The organism is Marinobacter sp. P4B1 (genome assembly GCF_001447135.1).
Taxonomy (GTDB): Bacteria; Pseudomonadota; Gammaproteobacteria; order Pseudomonadales; family Oleiphilaceae; genus Marinobacter; species Marinobacter vinifirmus.
The window spans coordinates 612,611-629,217 of sequence record NZ_LLXM01000015.1 but is presented as its reverse complement, the minus strand read 5'-3'; the positions used below and the strand labels follow the sequence as shown (position 1 = coordinate 629,217).

The 16,607-nt window shown below is 59.2% G+C and carries 16 protein-coding genes; 10 read left to right on the top strand and 6 right to left on the bottom strand.

Annotated features, from left to right (window positions below; genetic code table 11):
• Positions 1-8 precede the first annotated feature (8 nt).
• Genes AQ621_RS14550 through AQ621_RS14535 form a run of 4 tightly spaced genes read left to right on the top strand, consistent with a single transcriptional unit; the run spans position 9 to position 4,548 of the window.
• A complete protein-coding gene (locus AQ621_RS14550; RefSeq protein ID WP_058342014.1) occupies positions 9-1,013 on the top strand; it encodes an ArsJ-associated glyceraldehyde-3-phosphate dehydrogenase in 1,005 nt (334 codons plus the stop codon).
• 1 nt (position 1,014) lies between these two features.
• The gene (arsJ, locus tag AQ621_RS14545; protein ID WP_058342013.1) at positions 1,015-2,241 is read left to right on the top strand and encodes an organoarsenical effux MFS transporter ArsJ; all 1,227 of its coding nucleotides are present in this window, start codon (positions 1,015-1,017) and stop codon (positions 2,239-2,241) included.
• Entirely contained in the window at positions 2,238-3,413 is a 1,176-nt protein-coding gene (locus AQ621_RS14540; RefSeq protein WP_058342012.1) for an MFS transporter, read from the top strand. Before arsJ ends, AQ621_RS14540 begins: the two co-directional genes overlap by 4 nt.
• Before the next feature lie 40 nt (positions 3,414-3,453).
• Positions 3,454-4,548, top strand: a complete 1,095-nt coding sequence (locus tag AQ621_RS14535; RefSeq protein ID WP_058342011.1) for a tRNA-queuosine alpha-mannosyltransferase domain-containing protein — start codon at positions 3,454-3,456, stop codon at positions 4,546-4,548.
• On the opposite strand, the gene AQ621_RS14530 is transcribed toward AQ621_RS14535, so the two are convergent.
• On the bottom strand, positions 4,542-4,946 hold the full coding sequence (locus tag AQ621_RS14530; RefSeq protein ID WP_058342010.1) for an acyl-CoA thioesterase: 405 nt from the start codon (positions 4,944-4,946) through the stop codon (positions 4,542-4,544). The two genes, AQ621_RS14535 and AQ621_RS14530, sit on opposite strands and share 7 nt — an antisense overlap.
• 197 nt (positions 4,947-5,143) lie before the next feature.
• Here AQ621_RS14530 and AQ621_RS14525 point away from each other — a divergent pair, with 197 nt between their 5' ends.
• The 6 genes from AQ621_RS14525 to AQ621_RS14500 all read left to right on the top strand — a co-directional run bounded on the left by AQ621_RS14525 (position 5,144) and on the right by AQ621_RS14500 (position 11,796).
• Positions 5,144-6,190 carry a substrate-binding domain-containing protein gene (locus tag AQ621_RS14525; protein WP_227508349.1) on the top strand — a complete coding sequence of 349 codons (1,047 nt, stop codon included), beginning with the start codon at positions 5,144-5,146 and terminating at the stop codon, positions 6,188-6,190.
• Between the two features lie 158 nt (positions 6,191-6,348).
• Entirely contained in the window at positions 6,349-7,737 is a 1,389-nt protein-coding gene (gene pstC / locus AQ621_RS14520; RefSeq protein ID WP_058342008.1) for a phosphate ABC transporter permease subunit PstC, read from the top strand.
• Complete coding sequence (pstA, locus tag AQ621_RS14515; protein WP_058342007.1) at positions 7,730-9,007, top strand: phosphate ABC transporter permease PstA; 1,278 nt, start codon at positions 7,730-7,732, stop codon at positions 9,005-9,007. The genes pstC and pstA overlap by 8 nt, the downstream gene beginning before the upstream one ends.
• Positions 9,008-9,018: 11 nt before the next feature.
• Positions 9,019-9,906, top strand: coding sequence for a phosphate ABC transporter ATP-binding protein PstB (gene pstB / locus AQ621_RS14510; protein ID WP_058342006.1), 888 nt, complete (start codon positions 9,019-9,021; stop codon positions 9,904-9,906).
• Between the two features lie 30 nt (positions 9,907-9,936).
• Positions 9,937-10,659, top strand: a complete 723-nt coding sequence (phoU, locus tag AQ621_RS14505) for a phosphate signaling complex protein PhoU (protein ID WP_058342005.1) — start codon at positions 9,937-9,939, stop codon at positions 10,657-10,659.
• Between the two features lie 111 nt (positions 10,660-10,770).
• Positions 10,771-11,796: a CNNM domain-containing protein gene (locus AQ621_RS14500; protein WP_058342004.1), complete on the top strand. Its 1,026-nt coding sequence runs from the start codon at positions 10,771-10,773 to the stop codon at positions 11,794-11,796.
• 47 nt (positions 11,797-11,843) lie between these two features.
• Here the strand turns inward: AQ621_RS14500 and AQ621_RS14495 are convergent, their stop codons facing one another.
• From AQ621_RS14495 to mnmH, 5 genes are all read right to left on the bottom strand, one after another.
• Positions 11,844-12,209, bottom strand: coding sequence for a histidine triad nucleotide-binding protein (locus tag AQ621_RS14495; RefSeq protein ID WP_022988513.1), 366 nt, complete (start codon positions 12,207-12,209; stop codon positions 11,844-11,846).
• Positions 12,210-12,248: 39 nt separating this feature from the next.
• Positions 12,249-13,544 (bottom strand): FAD-dependent monooxygenase, encoded by a 1,296-nt coding sequence (locus AQ621_RS14490; RefSeq protein ID WP_058342003.1) that lies wholly within the window; start codon positions 13,542-13,544, stop codon positions 12,249-12,251.
• A gap of 77 nt (positions 13,545-13,621) precedes the next feature.
• The gene (locus tag AQ621_RS14485; RefSeq protein WP_058342002.1) at positions 13,622-14,170 is read right to left on the bottom strand and encodes an aminoacyl-tRNA deacylase; all 549 of its coding nucleotides are present in this window, start codon (positions 14,168-14,170) and stop codon (positions 13,622-13,624) included.
• Between the two features lie 158 nt (positions 14,171-14,328).
• The gene (locus tag AQ621_RS14480) at positions 14,329-15,159 is read right to left on the bottom strand and encodes a mechanosensitive ion channel family protein (RefSeq protein ID WP_058342001.1); all 831 of its coding nucleotides are present in this window, start codon (positions 15,157-15,159) and stop codon (positions 14,329-14,331) included.
• A gap of 137 nt (positions 15,160-15,296) precedes the next feature.
• Positions 15,297-16,406, bottom strand: a complete 1,110-nt coding sequence (mnmH, locus tag AQ621_RS14475) for a tRNA 2-selenouridine(34) synthase MnmH (RefSeq protein ID WP_058342446.1) — start codon at positions 16,404-16,406, stop codon at positions 15,297-15,299.
• Positions 16,407-16,607 lie beyond the last annotated feature (201 nt).

Here is a 16,607-nt window from a genome sequence, read left to right as displayed (position 1 = left end):
AGAACACCATGAGCAAGATCAAAGTAGGCATCAACGGATTTGGACGCATTGGCCGTTTGGCACTGCGGGCGGCTTGGGGTTGGCCGGAGCTGGAATTTGTGGCCGTCAATGACCCGGGTGCTGACACCAACACGCTGGCGCACCTGCTGAACTTTGACAGCGTGCATGGCCGCTGGAACCACGAAGCCACCGCCGATGGCGATGAGATGGTGATTGACGGCCAGCGCATCCGCGTGACCCATAACAAAGCCATTGCCGATACCGACTGGTCTGGTTGCGACCTGGTGATCGAGGCCAGTGGCGTGAACAAGAAAGTTGCCGTGCTGCAGGGCTACCTGGATCAGGGTGTGAAGCGGGTGGTGGTGACCGCGCCGGTGAAGGAAGCCGGAGCCAAGAACATCGTGCTGGGCGTGAACGAACACATCTTCGATCCGGCCAATGACCGAATCATCACGGCGGCCTCCTGCACCACCAACTGCCTGGCGCCGGTAGTGAAGGTCATCCACGAGAAACTGGGCATCAAGCACGGTTCCCTGACCACGATCCACAGCCTGACCAACACCCAGACCATCATCGATGCGCCCCACAAGGACCTGCGCCGGGCCCGGGCCTGTGGCAGTTCGCTGATTCCCACCAGCACCGGTTCCGCCACGGCGATTATCGAAATCTTCCCGGAACTGAAAGGCAAACTGGATGGCCACGCGGTGCGGATTCCGCTGATCAACGCGTCACTGACCGACTGCGTGTTCGAGGTGGAAACACCCACCGATAAAGACACCGTAAACCGTCTGCTGAAAGAGGCCTCCGAGGGCGAGCTGAAGGATATTCTGGGCTACGAAGAGCGCCCGCTGGTGTCTATCGACTACAAGACCGACCCCCGTTCTTCCATCGTCGATGCCCTGTCCACTCTGGTGGTAAACAGAACCCATGTGAAAATCTATGCCTGGTACGACAACGAATGGGGCTACGCCAACCGCACCGCAGAACTGGTCCGCAAGGTAGGGCTGGCCTGATATGAGCGCTGCCATCCGACAGTATCTGGTGATCACCGGTAACTACTGGGCTTTCACCCTGACCGATGGCGCGCTGCGAATGCTGGTGGTGCTGCACTTCCACCAGCTGGGATATTCGCCTCTGGAAATCGCCCTGTTGTTCATCTTCTACGAGTTTTTCGGGGTGGTGACCAACCTGGTGGGCGGCTATCTCGGCGCCCGTATGGGCCTGAACCGCACCATGAACATCGGGCTGTTTCTGCAGATTGTGGCGCTGGCCATGCTGGCGGTGCCGGCGGCCATGCTCACGGTGCCCTGGGTGATGGCGGCGCAGGCGTTGTCTGGCATTGCCAAGGATCTGAACAAGATGTCCGCCAAGAGCGGCATCAAGTTGCTGGTTCCGGACGAGCAGCAGGGCACCCTGTACAAGTGGGTGGCGATCCTCACCGGCTCCAAAAACACCCTGAAAGGGGTGGGCTTCTTTCTGGGCGGCTTACTGCTGATGGCAGCCGGCTTTACCGGCGCGGTGATCCTCATGGCAGTGGCGCTGGGGCTGGTGTGGCTGGCCAGCCTGTTCCTGCTGGGGCAGGATCTGGGCAAGAGCAAGGCCAAGCCGAAGTTCAGCGAGATCCTGTCCAAGAGCCGGGCCATCAACGTGCTGTCTGCTGCGCGTATGTTCCTGTTCGGTGCCCGGGATGTCTGGTTCGTGGTGGCCCTGCCGGTGTACATGGCCACGGTGTTCGGCTGGGACCACTGGAAGGTGGGAGGCTTTATGGCCAGCTGGATTATCGGCTATGGCTTTATCCAGACCATTGCACCCAAAATCACCGGACACTCCAACGGTAAATCCGGTGCGGTGTTCTGGGCGGCCTTGCTGGCGGTGGTTCCGGCAGCCATTGCCGGGGCTTTGATGGCCGGCTGGTCGGCACAGGCGGTGGTGATCGGCGGTTTGCTGCTGTTCGGGGTGCTGTTTGCCATCAACTCCTCCCTGCACAGCTACCTGATTGTCAGCTACGCCCGGGGTGATGGGGTGTCGCTGGATGTGGGTTTTTACTATATGTCTAACGCTGCCGGCCGGCTGCTGGGTACCATCCTGTCTGGCTGGGTGTATCAGGCCTACGAGCTGGAGGCCTGCCTGTGGATTTCCGCAGCCCTGGTAGCCACAGCGGCCGTGTTTTCAGTATGGTTGCCGGAGCGCTCGGACAAGCCAGGCTTCAGCCAACTGGCTGCAACAAAGACAATAAAATGATCGGGTTACTTCGGCGTTTCCCCCTGCCAGTCATTGTACTGGCGCAACTCTTTGGCACATCCCTCTGGTTCAGTATCAACGGAGTCTGGTTATCCCTGTCCGCCGAGCTGGGGCTGGCGGAATCGGATCTGGGCCGGTTGACGCTCTCGGTTCAGGCCGGCTTTATTGCGGGTACGCTTGCCCTGGCGGTGACCGGGCTGGCAGACCGCTTTGGCGCCAGCCGTATCTTCCTGGTATCGAGCCTGCTGGGTGCGCTTGCGAACGCCGCATTCGTGACGGTGGCCGGAGTATTTCCGCTGGACAGCCTGCTGCGGTTCGCCACCGGTCTGTGCCTGGCCGGAATCTACCCTCTGGGTATGAAACTTGTCATTGCCTGGACGCCCAAATACGCCGGAGCGGCCCTGGCCTGGCTGGTGGGCATGCTGACTTTGGGTACAGCTCTGCCGCATCTTATGCGTGGGGCAACGCTGGGCATGCCCTGGGAGTGGCCACTGCTCGCATCTTCCTGCCTGGCACTTCTGGGCGGGTTGTTGGTATTTCTGTTGGGCGATGGGCCGCACCTGCCCAAAGCCAGTGGTCGTCTCCCGCTCAGTCAGGGGCTGGCGGCTTTGCGTAGTCCCCGCTTCAGGGCCGTGGCGGGCGGTTATTTTGGCCACATGTGGGAGCTATATGCCTTCTGGACCTTGGTGCCGCTGTTGATCGGGCGAGAACTTCAAAGGCTGGGGCAGGGTGAGGCTTTGATACCCTGGCTGTCATTTGCGGTAATCGGCATCGGCGCTGCCGGCTGTATCGGTGGCGGTCGGCTCAGTCGGACCCTGGGCAGTGAGTGGGTGGCCCGGCGGGCGCTGATGGTGTCCGGGGCTCTGTGTCTGCTCTATCCCTGGATGAACGGGCTGCCGCCTTTGTTGTTAATGGTTTTGCTGTTGGTTTGGGGCGTGGCGGTAGTGGCCGATTCACCGCAATTCTCTGCACTGGCGGCCTCGACCGCACCGAAGGAAACCGTGGGTTCATCCCTGGCTGTGATGAACGCGGTGGGCTTTGGCCTGACACTGCCTGCCATCTGGCTCACCAGCGGGTTCTGGAACGCCTGGGGTGTCTGGGTCGCTTTGCTGTTGTTGCCGGGGCCGGTGTTCGGCCTGTGGTCCCTGAGCCGGGGAAAGCCCCGGGCCTGATACACTTGCCGACTCCTTCGTCCTCCAGCTATGGATCGCCATGACCCAACGCATTCTTCTATTGTCAGGCTACGATGCCGCCAGCCATCGGCGCTGGCGAGAGCAATTGGTCACCCTGCTGCCCGGTTATCACTGGCAGACGCTGGCGCTTCCGCCCAGATTCTTCCAGTGGCGGATACGAGGCAATCCGGTGAGCTGGCTGGACGAGCCCTGCCTGCAGGAATCCTGGGACCTGGTCATTGCCACCTCCATGGTCGACCTGGCCACATTGCGCGGGTTGCACCCCTCGCTGGCAAACACGCCGTGCCTGCTTTATATGCATGAAAACCAGTTCGCCTTTCCGGTCAGCGATCAGCAGCGGGGCCGGGTAGAGCCGCAAATGGTCAATCTCTACAGCGCGCTGGCGGCCGATGCGGTGGTCTTCAACAGTGCCTGGAACCGGGACAGCTTTCTGCAAGGCGTTGAAGGCTTTCTGAACAAAATTCCGGATGCGGTGCCCGACGGGGTGATGGAAAAACTCAGGGAAAGGTCTTCGGTGCTGCCGGTGCCGATTGAAGACCGGTTGTTTAGCGATCAGCCCCGGCCTGTGAACCGGGCGTGTCCGCACTTGCTGTGGAATCACCGCTGGGAATACGACAAGGGGCCGGACCGATTGTTTACATTGCTGGAGCAGCTGACAGAGCGTGCAATGCCTTTCCGTATCAGCGTGGTGGGCGAGGGCTTTCGCAGCCGCCCGGAAGCATTTGACCGGATTCACCGGCAATTTTCAGGGCACATTGAACACTGGGGCTTTCTGGAGCGCCGCGCAGATTATGATCGCTTGCTGGGCCGTGCCGATATTGTGCTGACGACAGCGCTTCACGATTTCCAGGGGCTGGCGATGCTGGAAGCCATGGCTGCCGGGTGTTTGCCACTGGCACCGGACCGTCTGGCCTACCGGGAGTATGTGCCGCCGCAGTGCCGGTACACCAGCATTGAGTCTGACAGAGCGGCGGAAGCCAGGGCGGCAGCTGATCAGCTGGCCAGGCTGCTTGAACAACCACCTGTTGCGGAGCCACCGAATCCTTGGCGGGCTTCAAGGCTGGCGCCCCGGTATCAGGCTCTCATCGAACAGCTGGTGTCGAAAGGTCAGTGATTCTGCTCTGGCACCTCCCGGATGCGGCCGTGCTCGTCTATGGCTACGTATACAAACAGGCCTTCCGTTACCTTGCGCGGCGTCTTTGAGCTGCGGTCCAGGGTCCAGACTTCCACCTGGATCTTCATGGAGCTGCGCCCAATGTCCACCAGGTCACAGTAACAACCTACCTGGGAGCCCACCCGCAACGGCGACAGGAACTCCATACGATCCATGGCCACGGTGGCATTGCGGCCCCGGGAAATGCGCCCGGCCATGGCAGCGGCGGCAATATCCATCTGTTTGACTAGCCAGCCGGCGAACACATCGCCATTGGCATTGGTGTCTGAGGGCAGGGGAATCACCTGCAACATCATCTCCCCGCGTGGGGCGGGTTTGTCGTCATCGTATGCTTTCATGAATGGTTTGCCTTACGGAAGCTTATGAATTGTTTTCCGTGCATGGTAACGGGCTGGCCGCGCGCTGCAAGAAAATTTCGCTAATGACGGCTATATTTCAAAAGCTGTAACAAAGTTGTCACAGAGTCTCCCTAGGATGCACTCATCGGTAAAGCAGATACCAACATAACGTCCACCGATACTGGAGACATAACGTGATGAAATTGAAAACTGCAATCGCTTCTGTTGCCCTGGCGGGCAGCATTGCCGCCGTGTCCACCCCGGCCATGGCCCGTGATACCGTCAATGTCGTCGGTTCTTCCACTGTTTATCCGTTCGCCACTGTAGTTGCCGAGCGTTTTGGCCGTAACACCGACTTCCCGACTCCGAAACTGGAATCTACCGGTTCCGGCGGTGGTCTGAAGCTGTTCTGTGCCGGTATCGGTACCCAGCACCCGGACATCACTAACGCTTCCCGTCGCATGAAGAAGAGCGAGTTCGAGCTGTGCCAGAGCAATGGCGTGAAGGAAATCACCGAAGTGAAAATCGGTGCTGACGGTATCGTTATCGCCAACTCCAAAGATGCTGGCAAGCTGGACCTGAGCCTGAAGCAGGTGTTCCTGGCCCTGGCCAAGGAAGTTCCGGATCCCAAGGGCGGCGACAAGCTGGTCGCTAACCCTTACCAGAAGTGGAGCGAGATCGACTCCAGCCTGCCGAACCTGGAAATCAGCGTGATGGGCCCGCCTCCGACTTCCGGTACCCGTGATGCTTTCGTTGAAATCGCAATGGAAGGTGGCTGCAAGACCTTCGATTTCATCAAGGCCATGCCGAAGAAAGAAATGAAGAGCGTTTGCCACAGCATGCGTGAAGACGGCCCGTTTGTTGAGGCTGGCGAAAACGACAACCTGATCGTTCAGCGCCTGGCGCAGGACAAGGACACCCTGGGTATCTTCGGTTACAGTTTCCTGATGGAAAACAGCAGCCAGATCCAGGCCGCGACTATCGGTGGCGTTGAGCCGACTCCGGAAACCATCGCTGATGAAGATTACCCGGTTGCCCGCTCCCTGTTCTTCTACATCAAGAACGCTCACGTAGGCGTGGTTCCGGGCATCAAGGAATATGCCGAGGAATTTACTAGTGAAGGCGCCTGGGGCGATAACGGTTACCTGGTCGACGTAGGCCTGATTCCGAACCCGCGCAACACTCGCATGGAAGTGGCCAAGAATGTGCGCAACCTGAAGCCGATGACCGGCAACGAGCTGTAAGCAGCTCCGGGTAGTCAGGGACGACGACAAAGAACGCGGGCCGGGGAGGTTCGCGTTCTTTTGTTACAACCAGATGAATAAAACAGCCGCTAAACTGGCACAATAATAAAAACGTTGAGCTGGCTTTAACTCAACATTTACACGATACAGAGAACGTTATGCAAACGGCCAATCTGTTGCCTCTGATCCTGGTGATTGCCGTCATCGCCTATGGTTTGTCCTACATGCGCTCGCGCGCGGTAGCCGAGCCCATCGGTGGTATTCGCAATCTGAAGGCGCTGCCCTTTTACTACGCGGCCCGTGCCGCTTTGTGGTGTGCGATCCCTGCGCTGGTTGTGCTGGCGCTGTGGGCAGGTTTTGAAGGCAAGGTTATCCAGAACTATGTGGTGGCTTCGTTGCCGGCAGAACTTGCACCTGAGTCTGACGGCCAGGCGAGCCTTATCCTTTCGCAGATCAACAACGTGGCAGCCGGCAAGCTGGATCCGCAGTTTGTGCCCCCGGAAGTGGTGGGTGCAGCGGACCTTCTGGATGCCCTCAAACAGCGCAGTGCCAGCTTCAAGGCCACGCTGGTAATTCTTCTTGCGGTACTGGGCGCAGCCTATGCCTGGACCCGGGTACAACCCCACATCAATGCCCGCGAGAACGTGGAGCGCACCTTGCGGTGGATTTTCTTTGTCTGTGCGGCGGTTGCCGTTCTGACCACCGTCGGCATTGTCTTTTCCGTGATTTTTGAAACCTTCCGGTTCTTCGGCAAGGTTCCCATTACCGAGTTTCTGTTCGGCACGTCCTGGAGCCCCCAGACTGCCCTTCGGGCTGACCAGGTAGGTTCAGACGGTGCTTTCGGTATTATCCCGCTGTTCACCGGCACCCTGCTGATTTCGGCCATTGCGCTGCTGGTGGCGGTGCCTGTGGGGTTGCTGTCTGCGGTGTACCTGTCTGAGTACGCAACCAGGCCGGCCCGGGCGGTGATCAAACCGCTGCTGGAGATGCTGGCAGGCGTACCTACCGTGGTGTACGGCTTTTTTGCGGCCCTTACGGTTGCCCCGTTCATTCGGGACCTGGCTGAAAGTATCGGCCTTGAAGCCTCATCCCAGAGCGCGCTGGCGGCGGGCCTGGTGATGGGTGTCATGATTATTCCGTTTGTTTCATCGTTGTCTGACGACGTGATCAACGCCGTACCCCAGACCCTGCGGGACGGTTCCCTGGCACTGGGTGCCACCCAGTCAGAAACCATGAAGAACGTAATTTTCCCCGCGGCCCTGCCGGGAATTATGGGCGGCATCCTGCTGGCGGCTTCCCGGGCCATCGGCGAAACCATGATTGTGGTGATGGCAGCAGGCCTGGCAGCCAACCTGACGGCCAATCCGCTGGATTCCGTCACCACGGTTACGGTGCAGATTGTCACCCTGCTGACCGGTGACCAGGAATTCGACAGCGCCAAGACCCTGGCCGCGTTTGCCCTGGGCATGATGCTGTTCATCGTAACCCTGGCCCTCAACGTGGTTGCCCTGAAGATTGTCCGCAAGTATAGGGAACAGTATGACTGATCAACGTTCACAGGCGGAGATTGTCCGCCAGTCACTCAAGCGGCGGTACCGCAAGGAGCGCCGGTTCCGGCTCTACGGCATGACCGCCATCGCCATCGCCCTGTTGTCCCTGGTGGTTCTGTTTACCGACATCATTGGCAAGGGCTACACCGGCTTTATCAAGACCACAATGACCCTTGAGGTGGTGCTTGATGGCGAGCAGATGTACCTGGACGACGCGTCTGACAAAGACCAGATGTCCATGGCGGACTTCCAGGCGCCCATCATAACGGCCCTGCAGAAGCATTTTCCCGATGTGCAGGAGCGCTCGGACCTGCGGGAATTGAGCCGGTTGGCCGGCAGCTATGCCAGCAACCAGGTCAAGGATTTGCTGGAAAAACAGCCGGAATTGCTGGGCAGCACCCAGACCATGGAGTTCCTGGTGCACGATACGGTGTCGGTCTATGTGAAGCATGCCGACAATCCGGCCTACAGCATCCGTTTGTCGGAACAGCAGCAGCGCTGGGTTGATGAGCTGGTTGAGAAGGGCGTGGTAGATACCGGTTTCAACGATGTGTTCTTCAGCCGGGGCGATTCCCGGGAGCCGTCCAATGCCGGTATTCTGGGTGCCATTGTCGGCTCCCTGCTGACCATGGTGGTTACCCTGGTGATTGCCTTCCCGATGGGGGTTGCGGCAGCGGTGTACCTGGAGGAATTTGCGCCCCAGAACAAGTTCACCGATTTTATCGAAGTCAACATCAACAACCTGGCGGCGGTACCGTCGATCATCTTCGGCCTGTTGGGCCTGGCGGTGTTTATCGGGGTGTTCGGCTTGCCGCGCTCCGTACCGGTATTGGGTGGCCTGGTGCTGGCGCTGATGACCCTGCCCACCATCATCATTTCCAGCCGTGCGGCCATCAAGAGTGTGCCGCCCTCTATCCGTGAAGCAGCGGAAGGCATCGGCGCCTCGAAAATGCAGGTGGTGCTGCACCATGTGGTGCCCCTGGCCATGCCCGGCATGATGACCGGTTCGATCATCGGCATGGCCCAGGCACTGGGTGAGACCGCACCGCTGCTGCTGATTGGCATGGTGGCATTCATCGTGGAGATTCCTGACGGTTTCTTCAGTTCCGCCACTGTGCTCCCGGTACAGATTTACCTCTGGGCCAGCAGTGCCGAGCAGGGCTTTGTTGAACTTGCCTCTGCCGGAATCATGATCCTGCTGACCTTTATGATCACCATGAATGCATTGGCCATCTGGCTCCGTAAACGTCTTGAGCGCCGGTGGTAAGGAGTTAAACCATGAACACTATGAATTCGACAGTAACCAGCAACACCGAAACCACCGAGGCGCCCGCTGTTCCCGTTCAGGACGAGCGCCCGGCAGAGACGATCATCCAGGAAGGGGTCACCGTTGGCAGCCCCTACGCCGACGACCCGAAGTTCAAGCTGCGGGATGTTGAGGTGTTTTACGGCGAAAGCCGGGCCATCAAGAAGATCAGCCTGGATATTGCCCGCAACGAAGTGATTGCCTTTATCGGCCCGTCCGGGTGCGGCAAGTCCACCTTCCTGCGCTGCCTGAACCGGATGAACGACAGCATCGATATCTGTAGCGTGAAAGGCGAGTTGATGCTGGATGACCAGAACATCTACGACTCCAAGCGTGACGTGGTTGAGCTGCGGGCCCGGGTTGGCATGGTATTCCAGAAGCCGAACCCGTTCCCCAAGTCGATCTACGATAACGTGGCCTATGGCCCGCGTATTCACGGCCTGGCCAATCGCAAGTCCGACCTGGACGATATTGTGGAAGACAGCCTGCGCAAGGCTGGCCTGTGGAACGAGGTAAAAGACCGCCTGGATGCCACTGCCACCGGCATGTCCGGCGGTCAGCAGCAGCGTCTGTGTATTGCCCGGGCCATTGCCGTCAGCCCCGAAGTGATCCTGATGGACGAGCCCTGTTCAGCGCTGGACCCGATCGCTACCGCCAAGGTGGAAGAGCTGATCGCGGAAATGTCCGAGAGCTACACCATTGTGATCGTAACCCACTCGATGCAGCAGGCCGCCCGGGTATCCAACCGCACGGCGTACTTCCACCTGGGCCACCTGGTGGAAGTGAACGAAACCGACAAAGTATTTACTTCGCCGGACCACGAACTGACCGAATCCTACATCACCGGTCGTTTTGGTTAATCAGGTCCGGGAACCTTGGAGACAAAGAAGATGCCGAACAGAAAGGATGATGTATACGGAGATCATATCTCCGGCAAGTTCAACGATGAACTTAACGAGCTGAAAACCCAGTTCCTGAACATGGGGGGCATGGTGGAAAGCCAGGTGGAGCAGGCTATCCAGTCACTGGTTGACAGTGACGGCCAGCTGGCGGAAAAAGTCCGCCTTGGCGACAAGCTGGTCGACAAGATGGAAATGGACCTGGATGAAGAAGCCATCCTGGTCATCGCCCGCCGGCAACCGACAGCCCGGGACCTGCGCCTGGTGATTTCCGTGATCAAGATGGTGGCGGACCTGGAACGTGTGGGTGACGAAGCCAAGAAAATTGCCAAGATGGCCATCAAGCTGACCGAAGAAGGCCAGGCTCCCCGGGGTTACGTGGAAATCCGCCACATCGGCACCCACGTGCTCAGCATGCTGCACGATGCCCTGGATGCCTTTGCCCGACTGGATTCCGAGCAGGCCCTGCGCATCATGAAAGAAGACAAGCAGGTCGATGAAGAGTACCAGGCTGCGGCCCGGGCCTTGCTGACCTTCATGATGGAAGATACCCGCAACATCACCCGTTGCATGATGGTGATGTGGGTACTTCGCGCCCTCGAGCGCATTGGTGACCACGCCTGTAACATCGCCGAGCACGTCATTTTCATGGCCAAGGGTGAGGATATTCGCCATTCGCCGATGGAAGAAGCAGAGCGGGTCGTCGGCCGCTGATACCCAGGGCGGAATCCGGTGATATCGGGTTCCGCCCTTATTTGCGCACCTCATTTGCTCAACTCTGGTTTTCCTATATTCTGTCGGGGTCTTGACCAACTCTGAGGATATATGACGCTTCTCATCGCGTTTGCGATTGTTTCCATTGGTTTTTCCTTCCTGTGCTCCATTCTGGAGGCGGCGTTGTTGTCCATAACGCCCAGTTACATTGCATCCCTGAAAAAAGACCGGCCGGACCTGTTTGCCCGTTTGCGCAAACTCAAGGATGAAATTGACGATCCGCTATCGGCCATCCTGACCCTGAACACCATTGCCCATACCGCCGGTGCTACGGGTGTGGGTGCCCAGGTTGCGGTGGTGTTCGGGGAAGCCTGGCTGGGTGCGGCCTCCGCGCTTATGACCCTGGCCATTCTGATTTTCTCCGAGATCATTCCGAAAACCATCGGCGCCAAGTACTGGCGCGGCATTGCCCCGGCCCTGCCTGCGGTGCTGGGCTTTATGGTAAAAGCGCTGCTGCCATTCGTGTGGTTGTCCAAGCAGGTTACCCGACGCATTGCCCAGGGCGAGGGCGAAACAGACATTCGTGGTGAAATCAGCGCCCTGGCTGAAATCGGCCGCGACCAGCAGGCCCTGGATGAAGACGAGCGCCGGATTATCCACAACGTGCTGCGCTTTCATGAGATCAAGGTGAGTTCGGTGATGACGCCACGCACCGTGTGCAAGTACATCACCCCGGAAACGACGGTGCCGGAGTTCCGGGAAAAGGTGATCAAGGCTCCGTTTTCCCGCTATCCGATGATTGATTCAGAGGGCGAAACCCTGGGCTATGTGCACCGCTCGGATCTGATTACGATGGCAGAAGACGCTGATCTGAAAAGCGGTTTGCGACAGATTATGCGGGTGAAGGCCAACACCAACATTGAATTCCTGTTCTCGGAAATGTTGCGGGAACGCCAGCACCTGGCGGTGGTTTATGACGAGCTGGGCACCTGGCTGGGTGTGGTGACCCTGGAAGATATCCTGGAAACCCTGTTGGGCACCGAGATCATGGACGAAACCGACAACGTCTCTAACCTCCGGCGCTACGCCAAGCAGCGCTGGAGCCGGCGCCTGAAGCGCTCTGGCGGTTCGGAGTAGGTTTGAAGCATCACGGCCGGAAGGGTTACCGGCCGTGATGCCTGTAGTCAGGCCTGCTTCATCTTGTCAGTATAAGGCGGCCAGCCCAGTGGCTTGCCGGCCAGCAGGTGCAGATGGATGTGGAACACCGTCTGCCCGGCATTCTCTCCGCAGTTCATCACCACCCGGTAGCCGTCTTCGGCAAAGCCCATGTCTCTGGCCAGTTTTCCGGCCACCCAGTACAGGTGTCCCACCACTTCCCGATCGCCTTCTTCAATGTCGTTGATGGTCGCGATCGCCTTTTTCGGGATGATCAGCAGGTGTACCGGTGCCTGGGGATTGATGTCCCTGAAGGCGAGGCTGAGGTCGTCTTCATAGACGATGTCCGCCGGGATTTCCCGGTTGATGATTTTGGTGAAGATGGTTTCCGACATGAAAACTCCCTGTTCGTTGTTAAGCGTGCAAGTTGACCACTATAGACTGCCGAGACCCGGCAGACGATTGACCATTTGTTGAAGCGGTGCGGGCAGTTTGTCGTCCAGCCCCATGGCGTAGCGGGCGACGCGGTTGCGGGCGAACGGCAGGGCGCGGGCGGCGCCGAGGCTCAGGTTGCGCACAAGGTGTACCGGCGGTATGGCGTTGCTGAACAGGTGGTAGAACAGGTCCATGGCCAGCATCATGCGCTGGTTGGCGGGCCGGCGTTGCTGTTCGTACAGGGCCAGCCAGCGTTCGCAGGCGAGGTCGTCACCACCGCGCCGGGCTTCTTTCAGCAAACCCTGCAGGCACTGGGCATCCTGGAAACCCAGGTTTACGCCCTGGCCGGCCAGCGGGTTGATGGTGTGGGCGGCATCGCCGGCCAGTACCACCCGGTTCAGGTAATAGTGTTTGGCGTGCTGGCGGGCAATGGGGAAGCTGGCCCGGGCATCAATGCGAGTCAGCTCCGGCAGGCGGGCGGGAAACCGTTTCTGGATCTCGGCCATCAATGCCGGTTCATCCATGGCCTTGAGTTCCGCCAGCCGGGCCGGGTGGTCATACCATACCAGCGAGCCCCAGCATTCACCGGGGAACTGTTCGCCGGCGCTGTGCAGGGGTAAAAAGGCCCGCGGACCGCTGGGGAAGAAGCCTTGCCAGGTGATGTCTTCTACGCTGCCCCGGTAACGCACGGAAATCACCATGGCCTGCTGGTCGTATTGATCGCGGGTAACGCCGATGCCGGCCAGGTCCCGAACCCGTGACATAGCGCCGTCCGCACCGATGACCAGCTGTGCTTCCAGTTGGCTGCCATCATCCAGGGTGACCCGGGCCTGTTGTTGATCCTGCTTCAGGTCCTGCACGCTGCGGCCGGTTATCAGGGTCACGTCCGGCTCGGCTTCGGCGCTCTGCCAGAGCGCCTGCTGGGTGATGCTGTTTTCCACAATGTGGCCCAGGTGGCGGGCGCCGAGCTGTTCGGCACTGAATTCCACTTCGGTCAGGGAGGTTGGCAGCAGTCGGCTCAAGGGGTTGGGGGTTTCGTCCCACACCGCAAGGCGGCGATAGGGTGTGGCGCGCATGGCCAGGATGGAATGCCAGGCTCCCAGGCTGTCCAGGTAGCGTTCGCTGCCGGCACTCAGGGCCGACACCCGGATGTCCGGGGCACTGGAGGCATCGAAGGCGCTGGGTTCGGCTTTGTCGATCAGGGCCACACGGATGCCTTGCTGACCAAGGCCGGTGGCAAGTGCGGCGCCGACCATGCCGGCGCCCACGATAATGGTGTCAAATGCTTGGTTCATATCCGGTTCCTGTCTGTTGGCATCAGTTTACGCGATGCCGGGCGCCAGACAAGCGACCGGGGTCAATCCGGCGGGTTTCAGTATCCGGCCAGCAGGGTTTCCTCCCGGGGTTCCGGTCTTTTGCGGTTCTTCAGTAGCCAGGCCGGTTTCTGGGTGCCCGGGCGGGTGAAGCCTTGATTGATCACCATGGGTTGCACCAGGTTGAGGAAATCCCGGGTTTTCATGTGGATGGATTCGGTGTGGCTGCCGGCGGCAAATGCCAGTTCGGGCTGTTCGGTGAGTACTTCGGCGCAATAAACCGTCATTCCGAACAGGTTGCCGAACGGTGGCATGGCGCCCACTTCGCAATCCGGGAAACTGTCCTGGAATTCCTGTTCGTCTGCCAGTTCCACAAAGTCGGTGTCGAGAATGCGGGACAGTCTGTCCCAGCGCACGCGCCAGGTGGCGGGCATCACCAGCATGGCCATCTTGCCATCCAGTTCGATGATCACGGTTTTAACCACACGGTCACCGGCAATCTTCACATGGTGGGCGAGTTGTTGGGCAGTAAAGGCGGGAGGGTGGGACAGGCACATGTATTCCACATTGGCCTTGTCCAGGTAATCTTTTAACTGCTGTACCGGCATGTTCACAACCTCCTGACAACATGGACAGTGTTGCAGAGCCGTCTGCCAATCCCGGGCCAGGCTCCGGTAAGACGGGGTAAATTCCCGCCTTACCGACAGCTTAGCGCAGGATCTGCAGTTTGCGAATAACCGGTTGTGTCTGTGTGACAGGCTTCCGGTCAGTCAGCCTTGTACATATGCACGTCGCGCTGCGGGAAAGGGATGGAGATACCCTCGGCGTCGAACGCTTTCTTCACACGTTCCTGCATGTCCCAGTAGAACGGCCACAGGTCGCCGGCCTTGGTCCAGGCCCGTACGGTCAGGTCGACAGAGCTTTCGCCCAGGCCACCCACTACGATCAGCGGAGCCGGGTCTTTCAGGGCGCGTTCGTCTTCTTCGATCAGGCGCTTGCAGATCGCCTTGGCCTTGTCGATGTCGTCGCTGTAGCCGATGCCGAAGGTCATGTCGCAACGACGGGTTTCATACACGCTCATGTTGGTCAGGCTGGCGTTGGACAGCTGGCCGTTCGGGATCACCACGCGACGGTTATCGAAGGTGTCGATGATGGTGTACAGGATGCTGATTTCACGCACCGAACCCAGGAAACCCTGTGCTTCGATGGCATCGCCCACCTTGAACGGCTTGAAGATCAGGATCAGTACGCCACCGGCAAAGTTGCCCAGGCTGCCTTGCAGGGCCAGGCCCACGGCCAGGCCGGCGGCACCGATAATGGCGACGAAGGAGGTGGTGGCAATACCGACCATGGAAGCTACGGAAACCAGCAGCAGGATCTTGAGGATGGCGCCGATCAGGCCGCACAGGAACTTGTTGAGGGTGGGGTCTTTCTTGCCCAGTTTGTTGTCCAGCACGCCGACAAAACGATTGATCAGCCACAGGCCGACAATGAGGGTGATGATGGCCAGTACTACTTTCGGGGCGTAGGCCATAACCAGTGCGATGCCCTGGTCAATCCATTCAGACGCTTGTCCGTTACTTATGATGTCTTCCATATAGAAGCTCCTTGATCGTTAGTATTTTCTGAGGTGGCGAAAACCCGACAAATGATTGCCAGCACAATATTTATCTGACAAAGAGTATATAGCAGACATATTAAATGTCAGCGTCAGAAAGTGTTGGTACGCAGCGGTTAGTTATACGGATTGTGATGCTCTCTGGCATATGCCGTGATTTCATCGGGGCCGCCCCGCACCAGGATCCGGCCCTGTTTCTGGCTCAGCTGGTAATCGTACATGGGGTCGTAGTAATCGGTGAGCAGGGCTTCGATCCAGAGATGGTGGCCGCTGGTGTCGCCGGTGCGTTCCTGTTGCTCCAGGGCCTGCTCCATCAAGGCGCGAAGTTCCTGGTGGCGCGCCCCGCCCAGGCGTTTCCGGATACGGTCGATGGCGCTCAGCAGGTAGTCCCGGAAGTTCAGCCAGCCGGCTTCTTCGCCATCCCGGGCGATGTAGTCGGCCAGCATGTGTTCCACATAGTCGGTGCGGATAATATCGACACGCTCTGCCATGGGCTGTTCCAGGATCAGCAGCGGCGATTCGCTCATGCGGGCCCGGAAGTGTTCCGGTAGCGCGCAGCGGCCGATCAGCCGGCTTTCGTCTTCCAGGTACACCGGCCCGCCTACCTGGTGGTGTGCCTTGAGCATGGCAACCGCCAGGTGGTTTTCGAAATCGATCTGGGACGGCTGCGGGGTGACTTGCCGGCCGAAGCTGGAGCCCCGGTGGTTGGCCAGGCCCTCCAGGTCGACCGGGTTGGGAAGGTCCATCAGTACCCGGGTTTTGCCGGTGCCGGTGCGGCCGCTGAGAATGCGGAAGTCTTCGCTGTCGATCAGCTGGTCCAGGCTGTCGATCAGAAAGCGTCGCAAGGCCTTGTAGCCACCTTTCACCAGCGGGTAATCAATGCCGGCGTCCTTGATCCATTGCTGGGTCAGACGGGAGCGTAACCCACCCCGAAAACAGAACAGGTAGCCGTCCGGGTGACGGGCTACGAAGCGCTTCCAGGCTTCGATACGCTGGGCTTTTACATCACCGGCGACCAGTTGGTGGCCAAGCTCGATGGCCTTGTCCTGGCCCTTTTCCTTGTAGCAGATGCCCACCCGGTGGCGTTCCCCGTCGTTCATCAGGGGCGCGTTCTCGGCGTTGGGAAAACTGCCTTTGCTGAACTCCACCGGGGCGCGAACGTCCATCAGGGGAACGTCGCTCAGGAACAGGTTGAGGTAATCGCTGGTATCGGGTCTGCTTGCCATGTCAACGGATCGCTGTTGTTCTGGGTAGGGCGGCAGTATACCGGAGTGCCGATTTCCGGGCATCCCGGCTGGTGTCCCGTCTGACTTATTCCTTAATCTACTGCTTGCCTCTGAGGACTCTGACCAAGGCGACAGTCTGCAGGTGTGGTGGTTCCACATCAAGGACTGGCAACACAGGCTCAGAGTCCTCAGAGGCAAGCC